This is a genomic window from Streptomyces sp. NPDC058000, assembly GCF_042886435.1.
In the GTDB taxonomy this organism is placed as follows: domain Bacteria; phylum Actinomycetota; class Actinomycetes; order Streptomycetales; family Streptomycetaceae; genus Streptomyces.
The window spans coordinates 1-14,084 of sequence record NZ_JBHVQS010000108.1; the positions used below are offsets into that span (position 1 = coordinate 1).

Consider the following 14,084-nt stretch of genomic DNA (forward strand, 5'->3'; position numbering starts at 1 on the left):
TTAATCACCCCCACCCCCCCCCACACGCTTTGGTGGGTTGTCGGGTGGCCTCTTTTTTGTTTATACCCCAAACACAATTGCCCCCCGCCCCCGCGCCGTGGGCCGGGCCCCGGGACCAGGTCAGTTCAGGCGCTTTTGGCGGTTGTTCAGAAGGCGCTGTTGTCGCAACGCAGGTTCGCACCCGTGTGGGAGGGCTGTGCGCCGGGCGCGCCCTCGCCGTTGAGCGCGTTGCCCAGCGTGCCGTTGAGAAGTCCGACTGCGCCAAGGACGTCGACGTTCATGTCATGCGACCGGCACTCGGTGCCCTGCCTGACGTCGAGGTCGTGCCCCGGCTCGCCGTGGGCGTAGGCGGTACCTGCGCCGAGGGCGCCGACACTGCCGAGTGCGGCGGCCACGACGGCAGCCTTGTGGAACTTGCGCATTTCTTCTCCGGTGAATTGAGCGGTTGTGATGTGTAGGCGGACGACTACATGCGGGAAGGTCCCTCGGGAACTGGGCGGCGCACAGGCGGTGAGCGGAAGCCGACGTGGCTCCGCCGCCACTCCTGCCGCACGGCAACTCCGGTTCCTTAAGCTGATGTTGACGGGTGATCAGGTCATACGGGGCAGGTCGAGCTGCCCCAGCGGCGGAGCCGCCAGCCGCCCGAGTCCGACCGGGGACACCTGCGGGACATCCGGGGAAACCAACGGGTTGACCAGCGGATTGACCTGGGGGTTGATCTGCGGGTTGACCTGGGGCGCGGGCTGCGGCGAGAAGACCTGCGGAACGGCGACCTGCGGCGCGACCTGGGGCGTAACCTGCGGGGCGGCCTGGGGAGCAACCTGCGGGGCGGCCTGCGCAGCCGGCGCCGGAGCGGGGGCCGGGGCCGCCGCCTGCGGAGCGGACTGCTGCGGACCGCCAGGGGAGGTGGTCGCCTGCGCGACGCCGTGCGACGTGGCCCATGCGCTGGCGTGCGGGCTGTCGAACTGCGGCCCGTACTGCTGCGGAGCGGGTGCCTGCGGAGCGGGTGCCTGGGGGGCGGCCGGCTGTTGGGCGTACTGCGGCGCAGGTTGCGGGGCCGACTGTTGTGGTGCGGGGGCGTACTGCTGCGGGGCCGGTGCCTGGGGGGCGGCCGGTTGCTGGGCGTACTGCGGCGCAGGTTGGGGAGCCGACTGCTGTGGTGCGGGGGCGTACTGCTGCGGGGCCGGTGCCTGAGGAGCGGCCGGTTGCTGGGCGTACTGCGGCGCAGGTTGGGGAGCCGACTGCTGTGGTGCGGGGGCGTACTGCTGCGGGGCCGGTGCCTGAGGAGCGGTGGGCGGCGCGGCGCCGTTGTACCCGGCAGGAGCATCGGCATAACTCACGCCGGCGCCGATGGTGGACAGACCGCCAGCCGCCGCGACGACGAGCGCGATCTGGTGAAGCTTGCGCATGGAACCCTCGGCCCTTCATTACCTGTATGGAAATCTGATTACTTATCGCTGTCGTGGGTGTGCGAACAGAGGTAATCCCGGGCTTCACGCCTCGCGCACCCCGCGCAAAACCACGACGGAAGCCTCCCGCTGGACCGCGGCAACGCCAATCGTGAGGCCCTCCAACGGCCCTCGCGAGTGACGGCGTAGCGCATCGCCCCTCCTTCGATTCGCGTCGGACACCTCGTCGACATGGTCGCCGCAGACCGCCCGGAGCCAGGAAGAGGACATCCCGGCCAGCGGCCCATAGGCCCATTCGCTGTTCTCTCCCAGCGAGGAACGGCGAATTCCCGGGCCGGGTAACGGGAATCAGAGCATGGTCACCCATTTGCCCGCCGGCATGCACCATTTGGAGCGTCGGTGTGCGCGGCCACAAGGGCACTACACCCCAGCATCGCGCCGCGGGCTTGTCAACCGCGGTAGTTTTATCGGCAGTTCGCTGGCTGGCGCTTACGGCTCCGCATGGCGAATTGGATCGGTTCGGCGGAACCCTGCCTGCGTTCCGATCGCCACCGAAAATCACATCAGATGCAGGTCGAAAGAAAGCAAAAAAGGGTTCTCGACGCCGGCCTTGCGGCCCGGCGTCGAGAACCCTATGGGTGACCTGTGCGGTTGTTAGCGGCTCAGAGTGCGCTGTTGTTGCAGCCCATGGACGAGCCGAGGTGGGTGGACTGCGCACCCGGCGAGCCCTCACCGTTGAGCGCGTTACCCAGCAGGCCGTTGAGGACACCGACCTCGCCGAGCACGTCCACGTTCAGATCGTGCGACCGGCACTGGGACCCCTGCTTGATATCGAACTGGCCGCCGCCCTGGCCGCCATAGGCGAACGCGGTGCCGGCGCCGAGGAAGCTGATGCTGCCGAGAGTGGCAGCCACGACGGCAGCCTTGTAGAGCTTGCGCATTTCTTCTCCGGAAATTTGAGTCGATGTGGACTGCGATCTGCAGATGCGATCTGCGATGTACCGACTTCGTACAGTTGGGAAGGCTAATACGAAATATCGATCGACCTTGAGCGACGCGCCGGATTATGCGACAGAAAAAAATCGGAAGTTACCCCGGAACCTGAGCAGTTCGGGGCGTGATTGGGCAGGAACGGGCGAGGGTGTCGGTGGCGATTCAGCTATCTGGTTGATGTGGCGAGGTCTGCTGAGCATGTCGTATGAGAAGGCCCTTCGAGGTGTGCCCCTCGAAGGGCCCACGGCACCGTGGCCGCCGCAATCTCCCTACCGGGCAGTGGCGAAGGCGTTGGCCTGGGTGTTGGCCTGGGTGCAATTGACGCCATGGGTCTCAGGCGCGGCCAGCAGGCCGATCGGGACGTTGGCGTCGAGCAACGACTGCGGGCTGCACTCCTGGAACGGACGGAAGAGGTTGTTCTGATCCTGCGGACCGGACTGCGGCAGGATGTGCGCCACCTGCGGCGACAGTTGCGGGTTGAGCTGGGGGTTGAGCTGCGGGGACACCTGCGGGCCGGCCTGCGGGGCCGCGCCCTGCTGGGGAACTGCGGATTGCGGGGCGCCCTGCTGGGGGCCGCCCTGCGACCCGTAGGCGTGTGAGGTGGCACCCGAGGCTGTCCAGGCGGCGGCCTGGGGGCCTTCGTGTTGCGGAGCGGTGGGCGGGGCGGCGCCGTTGTACCCGGCAGGAGCATCGGCCTGGCTCGCGCCGGCGCCGATGGTGGACAGACCGCCAGCCGCTGCGACGACCAGCGCGATCTGCTGAAGCTTGCGCATGGAACCCTCGGCCCTTCATTGCCTGTATGGAAATCTGATTATTTATGGCTGTCTTGAGTGCGCGAACAGAGGTGTTCCGGGATTCGCATCGTGCGTGCCCTGGGTAAAACCACGGGAATCCTCCCGATGGGCCGTGGTAATCCCCGCCGTAAGGCTCTCCATGTCGCCTCGGAGTCGGTGGCCCGGTCCATCGCCGATCCTCCAACTCGCGTGGGACACCATGCCGGTATGGATTCCGCGGGACGCCCGACGCAGGGGAGTAAGGGGTCGTACCGGCCGGCGATCCATAGGTCCATTCGCTGCTCTCTCCCTGCGAGGAACGGCAAATCCCCGGTCCTGGTAACGGGAATCAATGCACGGTCACCCATTTGCCCACCGGAGTGCGGCGTTTGGAGCGCCGGTGCCCTTGCCGTTGCGGCAGGTGGCTACCTCGGGTCGCTGGAGCATTTGCTCAGTGCGCGACATCTGGGCAAGGCGAGTTGCGAGGCTTCCGGTCTCGCCGGAAGGGGGGAGGGGGCGGGTCCGGTCGCTTCGCGTGGAGCTGCCATATCGTCAGTTAAGTTCTCTTGACGGTCCCGGCGGTCCCGGTGTGACGGGCCGGTGGGTGGAGCGACGGCCAGCGTGGAAGGGCCAACAACACGCTGGCCGTCGATGTTCTCCCACCTGAAAGAACCCCCTCCTAAGCCGATGATGCGCTGGACGTGCCGGCCTTACGCGCTCGGATGTGGTGGTGGATCGGTGGTGAGCGGTGAATGTTCAAATGCGGTGCGTCGTGTCCTGATGTGCGATGTGCACGCCGAACTCACCGCGGAATGTCATGTGTTGGGGAATGCTTCTCAGTGCGGTGGGGTGTTCGTGTTCTTTTTTGCCGTCGCGTGGGAGCGCAATTCTGTTCCGGCCGTCGCCGGCGCGTAGTGGTGATCTGTGCGCCGCGGCTCGCCTCTCCATCGGTATCCGGCTGATCGTCGGGGGCGTCCGTGGCGAGGGACTGTCGGTGTACCGGCACGCGGCGCTCATCGTCGGAGGGTCGCGGCCGGCCGTCCGGGCTCTGGCTGGCCCTTGGTAGGCGCCTGCCTCACGGGGCCTCGGGCGGCGGGGTGTGTGGCATACGAGTGAGGCCGTGACACCGCTGCTTTCCTTTCCTTCCCTGACGCTGCGGCAGAGGGGCTGTGCTCGCTCTGGGGGAGTTTCGCTGGAGTGGAACTGCGCGTACGGCGTGCGACCTCGACGAGGCGTCACCCGGGGCTACTGCAATCGTGAATGCGGCCGATGCCACCCCGGAGTGCCTGTGGGCCGGGTCTTCGTGGCGTCGAGCAAGGGCCCGGGCGGGCCTCCGGGCCCCGGATGCCAGCGTCAGTGAGCGGTGTGCGAGATATCGGATTAGCCTCCGATATCAGCGCGATGTGGATCTTTTGATGCGAGCTCTGTTCGACCCAAGGAGGAGAAATGCGGAAGCTTCACAAGGCTGCTGTGGTAGCCGCCGTCCTCGGTAGCGTCGCCTTCCTCGGCGCCGGCGCCGGCACCGCCAATGCCCAGGGCGCCAAGGCAATGGGCGGCGGCTGGGGGTGCGACGGCCAGGACCTGAACGTCGACATCCTCGGACAGGTCGGGATTCTCAACGGCCTGCTGGGCAACGCCCTCAACGGTCGGGGAAACCCGGGCGCGCAGATCAGTCCCATGGGCACCTTCTGTGGTGGTCACGGCGGCTGAGTACATCGGGTAGCCACGCGGGTCACCGCAATGGGTCTCGGCGCCCGGGCCACTGGTCCGGGCGCCGAGACCCATTTTTCGGTCTTGTTCGTTTCCTTCTCCGCGTGGGGAACGGGCAGGCGAGCCGAGGGTTCTCGGGGGACGTTCGACGCCATGCTGTAGGCGGCGCGTACTGGTTGTTCGCGGGGTGGATTTTCCGCGCCGGTGGGCAATCTTGCGGGTGGATGACAGCGATGGCTGACGACGGTCTTGGGAGCGGCTGATGAAGGTGCTGGTGGATGCGCTGGGGCAGGCACCCCCGAAGGGCGCAGTGACGCGCACGTCCCCGGAGGTGCGGGGGTGGGGCGATTCCCGGCTGGTGCGCTGCGGGAGAAGGGGAGGGGCGGGGCCGGCCGTCGGCTGGTTGCCGGGGGAGGCCGCCACGTCGCTCGTCGCGCACCCGCGTGCCGTCGCGGATCCCGAGAGGCGCCGCCGGCGGGTGGAGTTCGCCGAGCTGCCGAGGACCGGCTCCGGCGCGGTCCGCCGCACCGCCCGGCGCGAGCGCACCGGGCAGGGTGGCGGCGGTGCCGCGTACAGGGAGGAGAGTCACCGGTGACCAGTCAGTCGCACATCGAGCCGTCGTACGCGAGCGGGGCGGCGGACCGGCCGCTGCTCGGCCGCACCATCGGCGCCGACCTGGCCCGTACCATCGCCCGCTTCGGTGACCGCGAGGCGTTGGTCGAGGTGGCCGGCGGGCGCCGCTGGACCTACGCCGAACTGGGCCGTTCGGTCGACGAGGTGGCGCTCGGGCTGCTCGCCAAGGGGGTCGGCAAGGGCGACCGGGTCGGGATCTGGGCGCCCAACTGCGCCGAGTGGGTCCTCGTCCAGTACGCCACCGCCCGGATCGGCGCGATCCTGGTCAACGTCAACCCCGCCTACCGGGTGCACGAGCTGGCTTACGTCCTGCGGCAGGCGGGGGTGACCGTGCTGGTCTCCGCCGTCACGCACAAGACCAGCGACTACCGGCGGATGATCGAGCAGGTGCGGGCCGACTGTCCGGCGCTGCGCGACGTGGTCTACCTCGGCGACCCGACCTGGGGCGGGCTGCTGGCCGCCGGTGCGACCGTCCCGTACACCCGGCTCGCCGCCTGCGAGAAGGCGCTGACCGCCGACGACCCGGTCAACATCCAGTACACCTCGGGCACCACCGGCTTCCCCAAGGGCGCCACCCTCTCCCACCACAACATCCTCAACAACGGCTACTGGGTCGCCGAGACGCTCGGCTACACCGAGCACGACCGGGTGTGCCTGCCGGTGCCCTTCTACCACTGCTTCGGCATGGTGATGGGCAACCTCGGCAGCACCTCGCACGGTGCCTGCATCGTCATCCCGGCGCCCTCCTTCGAACCGGCCGCCACCCTCCGGGCCGTTCAGGACGAGCGCTGCACCTCGCTCTACGGCGTGCCCACCATGTTCATCGCCGAGCTGAACCTGCCGGACTTCGCCGACTACGACCTCACCTCGCTCCGCACCGGCATCATGGCCGGCTCGCCCTGCCCGGAGGAGGTGATGAAGCGGGTCGTCTCCGAGATGCACATGGCCGAGGTGTCGATCTGTTACGGCATGACCGAGACGTCGCCGGTCTCCACCCAGACCCGCCGGGGCGACGACCTCGTCCACCGCACCGCGACCGTCGGCCGAGTGCTGCCGCATATCGAGGTCAAGGTCGTCGACCCGGCGAACGGGGTGACGGTGCCCCGCGGCACCCCGGGCGAGTTGTGCACCCGCGGCTACAGCGTGATGCTCGGCTACTGGGAGGCCCCGGAGCGGACCGCCGAGGTCATCGACCGGGCCCGCTGGATGCACACCGGTGACCTGGCGGTGATGAACGACGACGGCTACGTCCGGATCGTCGGCCGGAGCAAGGACATGATCATCAGGGGCGGGGAGAACGTCTATCCGCGGGAGATCGAGGAGTTCCTCTACTCCCACCCCAAGATCGCCGATGTCCAGGTCGTCGGCGTGCCGGACGAGAAGTACGGCGAGGAGATCGCCGCCTGCGTCATCCTCCGTGATCCCGTCGACACCCTCACCCGCGACGAGCTGGCCCGTTACTGCCGTTCCCGGTTGGCGCACTACAAGGTGCCGCGCTATCTGGAGATCACCGACGCCTTCCCGATGACCGTCAGCGGCAAGGTCCGCAAGATCGAACTCCGCGAGCGGCTCGCGGCGAAGTGGGGTACGGCGGGCCCGGCGGCGGCGGAGAAGCCGATGCCGGACCGGCCGGGAACAGTCGACGCGCCGGCCGAGGAGAGCAGCCTGGACTCGGTGTGACGGGTTGATCAGCCGTGCCGGGGCGGGGAGTTCGGGACGTACCCCAGGTCGCGGGGGACCGGGTCGGCGCCCGGTTCCCCGCCCCGGCCGTGCAGCGGCGCCAGCAGCGCGGGCAGCTGCGGCGGCCACAACGCCTCGCACGCGCCCGCCAGTTCGTCCGGGTTCCACCACCGCCAGCCCAGGATCCGGTCGTCGGCGTGCGCGGCCGCCACGCCCTCGGTGGGCTCCCGGCGTGGTCCGTGGGCCAGGTAGATGTGCTCGCTCTGGCGGACCGGTACCCCCATGGCGGTCGTCCCTGATGGAGCGCGGTGCAGGGTGAAGTCGTGCTGCCAGGTGCACAGCAGCGGGCCCGGCTCCAGGTCCGCCCAGCCGGTCTCCTCGCGCAGTTCGCGCCGTGCCCCGGCCCGCGGGGACTCGCCGGGATCCAGCCCGCCGCCGGGCATCGCCCAGTGGACGCCGACCTCTTCGTTGTCGTAGCGGAGCAGGAAGACCGCGTCGTCCGGGGCGAGTACCGCAACGCGGGCCGCCCGGCGGGGTGTTCGGGGCAGGCGCATCCGTGCACCGTACGGCGCGGGCCGGCCCGTCCCGCGACCGGGTCGCCGTCGGTTCCCACCCACCCGGCCGATAGGGTCCTGACCTGGCCCGTTCCCGGGTGCCGGGAGCGGGCGAAAGGCCGTCAACCAGGCCGAACGTCAAGTCCGTTAACCAGGCCGGAAATCCCGCGGGATTCCCGTCAAGAGGGGACATTCATGACCCGTATCGCACGTTGGGCGACCACTGCCGCTGCCGTGGCCGCCGCCCTGGGGAGCTTCGCCGCCCCCGCCTACGCCGACGTCATCCAGCCCGGTAGCCCGGACGGCCCCACCCGCGAGGTGCTCACCGCCGGCTGCGCGAGCGGCGAGGACGCGGCGACCGTGGCGCCGACCGTGGTCGACGCCGACAGTGCCGCCGGCTTCTACCGCTGCGACCCGGTCACCCACCGCGTGGCAGCCCAGGACGGGCACGCGACCTGCGCCCCCGGCGGTCTCTTCGACTGGAACCGGGGGCTGTGCGAACCGGCCGCCACGGTGCCCGAGATGGCATCCCGGCTGACCGCCGGCAAGGCCACACTGTCCACCAAGCCGCTGAAGGTCATCGGGCTGCACGCCACCCTGGTGCGGGCCCGCGCCGCCGGCCCGCAGGACGCCGTCTGGAACGCCACCATCACCTTCAAGGACACCACCGGCAAGGTGCTGTGCGTGGCGAAGACGGACACCGCCGGTCTGGCGTCCTGCGACGCCGAGCGGCCGCGCTCCGGCGCCGAGGTGCTCAGCGGCGGCTACACCGCCGAGTACGCCGGCAACGGCGCGGTGAACGGCGGCTACGACACCGTCGCCCCGGCCACCGCACAGGGCGGCATCCGCGCCGTCCTGCCGCCCCAGGGCTGACGGTCCGTCCGGCGTGATGCCCCGCGGTCGCCTCTGACCGGTCCGCCGCGGCCGCCCGTCTGCGCGGGGGCCGCTCCGGACCGGTCCCGGTGGGAGGAGTGACTGCGGGGCATCCGTAGGGCGCCGGGGCCGCGGGCCCGGTCAGCGTCGCTCGCCCGGCCAGTCCAGCAGGAGCCGTTGGGCGCGCGGGAGCGAGGCGACGACCAGGTCGTAGGAGTCCTCGATCAGCTCCCGCACCGTCCGGTCGGGGAGGCCGCCGGTCAGGGAAACGGTGTTCCAGTGGCGCTTGTTGAGGTGGTAGCCGGGGATCACTTCGGGGTGTGCGGTGCGCAGTCGCTGAGCTAGTTCGGGATCGCATTTGAGGCTGACGGTCAGCGGTGCCGCGTCCAGCGACGTCAGCGCGAAGATCTTGCCGCCGACCTTGAACGTGCAGACCTCCGGATTCCGGGGGAAGGGGTTCTCCTCGGTGGCGCCGTTGAATCCCAGACAGACGGCGCGGAGGGCTTTCGCATCGATCACCGGCACATTATGGCCCGCCCCACCGACAGAGCTGACGGGGCGTCACATCTGCTCGGTGTATCGGCTCCGCGCCGCCGCCTCCCGGCGCATGCAGACCCGCGGCCAGCGGTCCAGGCCCAACTCCGCCTCGTGGGCGCGGATCGCCCGCAGGCCCGGCGTCAGCTCGTCGGCGGCCAGCCGGCGGAATCCGAGCCGGGCGTAGTACGGGGCGTTCCACGGGACGTCGGCGAAGGTGGTCAGGGTCAGCGTGGGCGGCCCGCCGTCCTTCCCTCCTTGCCCGAAGGACGGGGGAGGCACCTCCACGGTCCGGTCGATCAGGGCCCGGCCGATGCCGCGCCGGGCCCGCTCCGGGTGGACGGAGACTTGCTCGATGTGGCGGCAGCCGTCGACCGGGTCCCAGAGGAGGTAGCCGCGGGGCGGCTCGCCCGCCTGCCCGGTGTCGTAGGCGGCGAGGGCCCGGCCGGCCCGCTGGTACTCCGCCAGCAGTTCCAGCGGCGGCGGCTCGTCGTCCGCGATCCGCGCCATGCCGAGCGCGCGGAACGGTTCGCCGGCGGCGCGTTCGAGGGCGCGCAGGGCGGGCAGGTCGGCCGGGTCCGGGACGCGGATGATCATGCGGTCAGTGTCGCCGGTCGGGGCCTACGGGGCGAACGGTTTCTGGTGCTGGTGCTGGTGCTGGTGCTGGTGCCGGTGCCGGTGCTGTGGTGCCGGTGCCGGCCCGGTCGGGGCGGCGGGGTCAGGGCCCGTTCGGTGGCCGGGCCCCCTGGGCGATCAACTCGTCGGCCGCGTCGTTGACCGGCTGCGGGGTGCCGGTGAGGTCCATGACGAACAGCGGGACGTGCAGTTCGTCGGCGCGGGACCGGGCGTCGCGGGCGTAGCCGGCCAGGGAGAAGGAGACCGCGACCGCGGAGTCGGACAGGCCGTTGAGCCAGACGCACTCGATGTCGCGGAGGGCGGTGGCCCGGGTCGTCGGATCGACCTGGGCGACCACGCCGGTGCCGCGCAGATCGACGCCGGTGGCGGTTCGCTCCTGGGCCCGGGCCACATCGGTGAAGCCCAGCCACTTCAGGTACTGCGCGGCCGCGGTGACGCAGTCCCGCGCGGTCCGGATGGTCACCGGGTGGAACGCCGGGCGCTGCGGCGGCGGGCCGAGGACCGGCCGGGGCGGTGGCGCCGATGCGGCGGGGGCGGCGGGGGAGGGGAGGTCGGGTGCGGGCGGTGCGGCGGGCGTCGGGGCGACCGGCACCCGGACGACCGTGCCGCAGGGGCAACCGCTCTCCGGCGCCGGCCAGTCGTCCTGCCGTCCGCAGACCTCGCACCGGACCGCCACCCAGGACGCCTCCCAGGTGCGGTGCAGTATCTCGACCGGCATCCCGCCGCGCAGCACGGGCAGGGTCAGTGGGGCACCGCAGGCGCAGGGGAAGGTCGGCGGGGTGAAGGCGTTCTCGCGGCGGCACGTAGGGCACCGCACCAGCACGCTGTCGGCCATGGTCGGCTCCAGGCAGGTCGGGCAGGCGATCGGTCGGCTCTGCTTGCCGTCCATGGTCTCCCCAAAGGTGCCTGTCGGGGGCGGGAACGCGTGGAGACGCCGCGGTCGGGGCGGGTGGCGCGGCGGGGGGTGCGGGCACGACACAGGGCCCGGAATCCGTGACCGTACGGAAATTCCGGGCCCTGTGGAGGGTTCCCGCCCGACAGTGCGGGAGATGGGCGCGACGGGACTCCCCCAGCTACCGCTGGGAGATACCCCCGCACCGTCGGACGGAGTCGGTGGCGAGGGGTGGTGTTGCGGGGTGGGGCAGCAGGCGGGCTCCGCGGCGGGGAGGCGGCTCGCCCTCCTTGACGGGCGAGCCTGCCACCGCACTGGAATCTCCCCGGGATTCCGCGGAGCTCCGCGCTACTTCCCCGTACCGGCCGACCACCCCTCAACGGGCCGGCCGGTACGGGTGCGCAAGGGAACTGACCTCCCGTCAGTCCTCGCGCAGCTCACGGACGCGCGCCTCGACGCGCTTGCCGTAGTCCTGGTCGGCGGCGTGGAAGTGCGCGAGGTTCTTCTCGATCACGTCGTCGCGGCTGACCTGGGCGAGACCGCCGGCGATGTTCTCCACCAGGCGCTTCTTCTCGTCCTCGGACATCAGGCGGAAGAGCTCACCGGCCTGGAAGAAGTCGTCGTCCTTGGTGTGGGCCGGGGCCTCGTGGGTGCCGACGTGGCCGGAGACGGCCAGCGGCGCGGAGAGCGGCTGGTCGGTCTGGACCGGGCCGTCGTAGGAGTTCGGCTCGTAGTTCTTCGCGTGGCGGTCGTAGGCGTTCGACGCCATGAGGCCGTCCCGGCCGTAGTTGTCGGCGCTGGTCGCCTTGGGGGCGTTGACCGCGAGCTGGGTGTGGTTGACGCCCAGGCGGTAGCGGTGCGCGTCGGCGTAGGCGAAGAGCCGGCCCTGGAGCATCTTGTCCGGGGACGGGCCGATGCCGGGGACGAAGTTGTTCGGCGAGAACGCGGACTGCTCGACCTCGGCGAAGACGTTGTCGGGGTTGCGGTCCAGGACCATCCGGCCGACCCGCTGGAGCGGGTAGTCGGCGTGCGGCCACACCTTGGTCAGGTCGAACGGGTTGAAGCGGTAGTTGGCCGCCTCGGCCGCCGGCATGACCTGCACGTACAGGGTCCAGGAGGGGTACACGCCCCGCTCGATGGACTGGAGCAGGTCGGTCTGGTGGCTGTTGGCGTCCTTGCCCACCAGGTCCGCGCCCTGCTCGGCGGAGAGGCTGCGGACGCCCTGGTTCGTCTTGAAGTGGTACTTGACGAAGAACGCCTCACCCTCGGCGTTGGTCCACTGGTAGGTGTGGGAGCCGTAGCCGTTCATGTGGCGGTAGGAGGCCGGGATGCCGCGGTCGCCCATGAGCCAGGTGACCTGGTGGGTGGCCTCGGGGGCGTGCGCCCAGAAGTCCCAGACGTTGTCCGGCTCCTGCTTCCCAGTGAACGGGTCGCGCTTCTGCGAGTGGATGAAGTCGGGGAACTTGATCGGGTCCTTGATGAAGAACACCGGGGTGTTGTTGCCGACGAGGTCGTAGTTGCCCTCTTCGGTGTAGAACTTCAGCGCGAAACCGCGCGGGTCCCGGACGGCGTCCGCGCCACCGAGGCTGTCGGCCACGGTCGAGAAGCGGATGAACAGCTCGGTCCGCTTGCCGACGGTGTTGAGGAAGTCGGCCCGGGTGAAGCCGGTGACGTCGTCGGTCACCTCGAAGTAGCCGTATGCGCCGGAGCCACGGGCGTGCACGACGCGCTCCGGGATGCGCTCGCGGTTGAAGCGCGCGAGCTTCTCCAGCAGGTGCTGGTCCTGGAGAATGATCGGGCCGCCGACGCCGGCGGTCGAAGAGTTCTGGTTGTCGGCGACCGGGGCGCCGGACTCGGTCGTCAGCGTGGGCTTCGGCATGGTGACCTTCCGTACGAGAGCGCGGAAGTTGGCTTCCGCATGTCGGAGCGTAGAAAGCACTCCGACCAAACGTCAACAGTTTGTTGAAACAATCCTGGGTTGCCAGGGGTGGGTATTCCGGGCGGCGGCCGCGCCTGGGCGCGACAGGACAGGTGTCAGCGCAGCCACCGCCCGGAAGCTTGTTGTCGCGGGTCCCGAAGGACCCCTCCGCGACGGGCTCAGGTCCCGTACGCGCGGGTGTGCACCGGGTCCGCGGGCAGACCGTCGTACGCGTCCGCCGCGCGCTCGGCCCGGACCTCCACCAGGACCGGCCGTCGGGTGGAGACGGCCTCCTTGCGGGCCCACTCGACCGCCGAGCGGAGGTCCGCCGGATCCACGACGTCCCGGCCCGCGCAGCCGTACGCCTCGGCGAGCTTCACCGGGTCCGTGAACGGGTCGGCGTCCTCGGACCCGTCGAGCAGCACCACCACGAACGGCGCTTCGTACTGCGCCGCCGCGGCCAGCTCCCCGGCCGTCAAGGGGAAGCCGTGGCCGTCGACGACCACCACGACCTCCGCCGCCCGCTCCCCCCGGGAGTCCAGGGCCGTGCGGACCCCGATCGCGGTCGGTACCTCCCACCCCGGTGGACCGCTGCGGCGCGGCACCCGGTGCCGGGTGGTGCCACCGGCGGCGCCGACCTCCGGCAGTCCGCTGACGACGTAGGTGTCCGCCGGCGGACGCGCGGCGAAGACCTCGGCGAGCTCCGCCAGGGCCCAGTGGGGCCTGGCGCCCGCCGGGTCCGGCGGGACGGACAGGGGTACCACCGCTCCCGGCGCCGAAGGCCGGACGCCGTCCACCAGGGCCGGTCCGGCGCCGGGAGCGGAGGGGGCGACCGGAACCGGGCCGCACGCGATCTCCACCGCGGCCAGATCGGCCGGGACGTCGATCAGTACGGGGCCGGGCCGGCCCTCCCGCGCGATACGGAACGCCTCACGGAAGGCGCCCGGGATCCGCGCGGGGTCCTCGATCCGCTCGGCACGCTTGGTGACCGCACCGGCCAGCCGGACCAGGTCCGGCGGTCGGTACCCCGCGTGCCGCAGCGGTACGGCGGGGGCGGGCGGCGCGGACGCCTCCCGGCCGGTGATACACACCAGCGGGACCGCGTCCTGCTGCGCCGCGTACAGGCCGCTGAGCAGCCGGACCGCTCCGGGTCCGGCCGCCACCGCGGCCACGCCGGCCTTCCCGGTCGTCCGGGCCCAGCCGTCGGCCATGTGCGCGGCGCCCTCGGCGTGGCCCGCCGACAGGTGGGCGATGCCGCCGGTCCGCTCCATCGCCGCGTACAGCGGCAGCAGTGCGGCACCGGGACAACCGAAGACGGTGTCGACGCCCTCGTCCTTCATGATCTCAACGGCCGCCTGTACGGCGGGAATCCGACGTGCCCCCATGACCGGGTCTCAGTCCTTGAGGTCGTATCCGGAGAGGCGTTCGACGCCGCGGAGGAGGGCGGAGTGGTCCAGGCCGCCGTCGCCCTGGGCGCGC

At 70.8% G+C, this 14,084-nt stretch carries 15 protein-coding genes; 5 read left to right on the top strand and 10 right to left on the bottom strand.

Annotated features, from left to right (window positions below):
- Positions 1 to 146 precede the first annotated feature (146 nt).
- The 4 genes from ACFVT2_RS42425 to ACFVT2_RS42440 all read right to left on the bottom strand — a co-directional run bounded on the left by ACFVT2_RS42425 (position 147) and on the right by ACFVT2_RS42440 (position 3,175).
- The gene (locus ACFVT2_RS42425; RefSeq protein WP_390027622.1) at positions 147 to 422 is read right to left on the bottom strand and encodes a hypothetical protein; all 276 of its coding nucleotides are present in this window, start codon (positions 420 to 422) and stop codon (positions 147 to 149) included.
- Between the two features lie 168 nt (positions 423 to 590).
- Positions 591 to 1,409 (bottom strand): hypothetical protein, encoded by an 819-nt coding sequence (locus tag ACFVT2_RS42430; RefSeq protein ID WP_390027623.1) that lies wholly within the window; start codon positions 1,407 to 1,409, stop codon positions 591 to 593.
- A 662-nt stretch (positions 1,410 to 2,071) separates the two neighbouring features.
- Positions 2,072 to 2,350, bottom strand: a complete 279-nt coding sequence (locus ACFVT2_RS42435) for a hypothetical protein (protein ID WP_390027626.1) — start codon at positions 2,348 to 2,350, stop codon at positions 2,072 to 2,074.
- Positions 2,351 to 2,671: 321 nt separating this feature from the next.
- A complete protein-coding gene (locus ACFVT2_RS42440) occupies positions 2,672 to 3,175 on the bottom strand; it encodes a hypothetical protein (protein WP_390027628.1) in 504 nt (167 codons plus the stop codon).
- A gap of 651 nt (positions 3,176 to 3,826) precedes the next feature.
- On the opposite strand from ACFVT2_RS42440, the gene ACFVT2_RS42445 reads away from it, so the two are divergent.
- The 4 genes from ACFVT2_RS42445 (at position 3,827) to ACFVT2_RS42460 (ending at position 7,198) form a co-directional block, all read left to right on the top strand.
- Positions 3,827 to 4,090, top strand: coding sequence for a hypothetical protein (locus ACFVT2_RS42445; RefSeq protein ID WP_390027631.1), 264 nt, complete (start codon positions 3,827 to 3,829; stop codon positions 4,088 to 4,090).
- A 531-nt stretch (positions 4,091 to 4,621) separates the two neighbouring features.
- A complete protein-coding gene (locus ACFVT2_RS42450) occupies positions 4,622 to 4,885 on the top strand; it encodes a hypothetical protein (RefSeq protein ID WP_390027634.1) in 264 nt (87 codons plus the stop codon).
- A 262-nt stretch (positions 4,886 to 5,147) separates the two neighbouring features.
- Positions 5,148 to 5,480, top strand: coding sequence for a hypothetical protein (locus ACFVT2_RS42455; RefSeq protein ID WP_390027637.1), 333 nt, complete (start codon positions 5,148 to 5,150; stop codon positions 5,478 to 5,480).
- Positions 5,477 to 7,198: an AMP-binding protein gene (locus ACFVT2_RS42460; RefSeq protein WP_390027639.1), complete on the top strand. Its 1,722-nt coding sequence runs from the start codon at positions 5,477 to 5,479 to the stop codon at positions 7,196 to 7,198. The genes ACFVT2_RS42455 and ACFVT2_RS42460 overlap by 4 nt, the downstream gene beginning before the upstream one ends.
- 8 nt (positions 7,199 to 7,206) lie before the next feature.
- Here the strand turns inward: ACFVT2_RS42460 and ACFVT2_RS42465 are convergent, their stop codons facing one another.
- Positions 7,207 to 7,752 (bottom strand): NUDIX hydrolase, encoded by a 546-nt coding sequence (locus tag ACFVT2_RS42465; protein ID WP_390027642.1) that lies wholly within the window; start codon positions 7,750 to 7,752, stop codon positions 7,207 to 7,209.
- Positions 7,753 to 7,947: 195 nt separating this feature from the next.
- On the opposite strand from ACFVT2_RS42465, the gene ACFVT2_RS42470 reads away from it, so the two are divergent.
- Positions 7,948 to 8,625: a hypothetical protein gene (locus ACFVT2_RS42470; protein ID WP_390027644.1), complete on the top strand. Its 678-nt coding sequence runs from the start codon at positions 7,948 to 7,950 to the stop codon at positions 8,623 to 8,625.
- 141 nt (positions 8,626 to 8,766) lie between these two features.
- On the opposite strand, the gene ACFVT2_RS42475 is transcribed toward ACFVT2_RS42470, so the two are convergent.
- From ACFVT2_RS42475 to ACFVT2_RS42495, 5 genes are all read right to left on the bottom strand, one after another.
- Positions 8,767 to 9,144: an MmcQ/YjbR family DNA-binding protein gene (locus tag ACFVT2_RS42475; protein ID WP_390027647.1), complete on the bottom strand. Its 378-nt coding sequence runs from the start codon at positions 9,142 to 9,144 to the stop codon at positions 8,767 to 8,769.
- Positions 9,145 to 9,186: 42 nt separating this feature from the next.
- Entirely contained in the window at positions 9,187 to 9,756 is a 570-nt protein-coding gene (locus tag ACFVT2_RS42480) for a GNAT family N-acetyltransferase (protein WP_390027650.1), read from the bottom strand.
- A 121-nt stretch (positions 9,757 to 9,877) separates the two neighbouring features.
- The gene (locus ACFVT2_RS42485; protein WP_390027659.1) at positions 9,878 to 10,630 is read right to left on the bottom strand and encodes a hypothetical protein; all 753 of its coding nucleotides are present in this window, start codon (positions 10,628 to 10,630) and stop codon (positions 9,878 to 9,880) included.
- Positions 10,631 to 11,108: 478 nt separating this feature from the next.
- On the bottom strand, positions 11,109 to 12,566 hold the full coding sequence (locus ACFVT2_RS42490) for a catalase (RefSeq protein ID WP_390027653.1): 1,458 nt from the start codon (positions 12,564 to 12,566) through the stop codon (positions 11,109 to 11,111).
- Positions 12,567 to 12,784: 218 nt separating this feature from the next.
- A complete protein-coding gene (locus tag ACFVT2_RS42495; RefSeq protein WP_390027656.1) occupies positions 12,785 to 13,990 on the bottom strand; it encodes a thiamine pyrophosphate-binding protein in 1,206 nt (401 codons plus the stop codon).
- Positions 13,991 to 14,084: the final 94 nt, after the last annotated feature.

Coding starts and splice junctions, on each gene's coding strand:
- ACFVT2_RS42450 (WP_390027634.1), top strand. CDS start 4,622: ATGCGGAAGCTTCACAAGGCTGCTGTGGTAGCCGCCGTCCTCGGTAGC.
- ACFVT2_RS42480 (WP_390027650.1), bottom strand. CDS start 9,756: ATGATCATCCGCGTCCCGGACCCGGCCGACCTGCCCGCCCTGCGCGCC.
- ACFVT2_RS42425 (WP_390027622.1), bottom strand. CDS start 422: ATGCGCAAGTTCCACAAGGCTGCCGTCGTGGCCGCCGCACTCGGCAGT.
- ACFVT2_RS42485 (WP_390027659.1), bottom strand. CDS start 10,630: ATGGCCGACAGCGTGCTGGTGCGGTGCCCTACGTGCCGCCGCGAGAAC.
- ACFVT2_RS42445 (WP_390027631.1), top strand. CDS start 3,827: ATGTTCTCCCACCTGAAAGAACCCCCTCCTAAGCCGATGATGCGCTGG.
- ACFVT2_RS42465 (WP_390027642.1), bottom strand. CDS start 7,752: ATGCGCCTGCCCCGAACACCCCGCCGGGCGGCCCGCGTTGCGGTACTC.
- ACFVT2_RS42435 (WP_390027626.1), bottom strand. CDS start 2,350: ATGCGCAAGCTCTACAAGGCTGCCGTCGTGGCTGCCACTCTCGGCAGC.
- ACFVT2_RS42495 (WP_390027656.1), bottom strand. CDS start 13,990: ATGGGGGCACGTCGGATTCCCGCCGTACAGGCGGCCGTTGAGATCATG.
- ACFVT2_RS42440 (WP_390027628.1), bottom strand. CDS start 3,175: ATGCGCAAGCTTCAGCAGATCGCGCTGGTCGTCGCAGCGGCTGGCGGT.
- ACFVT2_RS42470 (WP_390027644.1), top strand. CDS start 7,948: ATGACCCGTATCGCACGTTGGGCGACCACTGCCGCTGCCGTGGCCGCC.
- ACFVT2_RS42430 (WP_390027623.1), bottom strand. CDS start 1,409: ATGCGCAAGCTTCACCAGATCGCGCTCGTCGTCGCGGCGGCTGGCGGT.
- ACFVT2_RS42490 (WP_390027653.1), bottom strand. CDS start 12,566: ATGCCGAAGCCCACGCTGACGACCGAGTCCGGCGCCCCGGTCGCCGAC.
- ACFVT2_RS42455 (WP_390027637.1), top strand. CDS start 5,148: ATGAAGGTGCTGGTGGATGCGCTGGGGCAGGCACCCCCGAAGGGCGCA.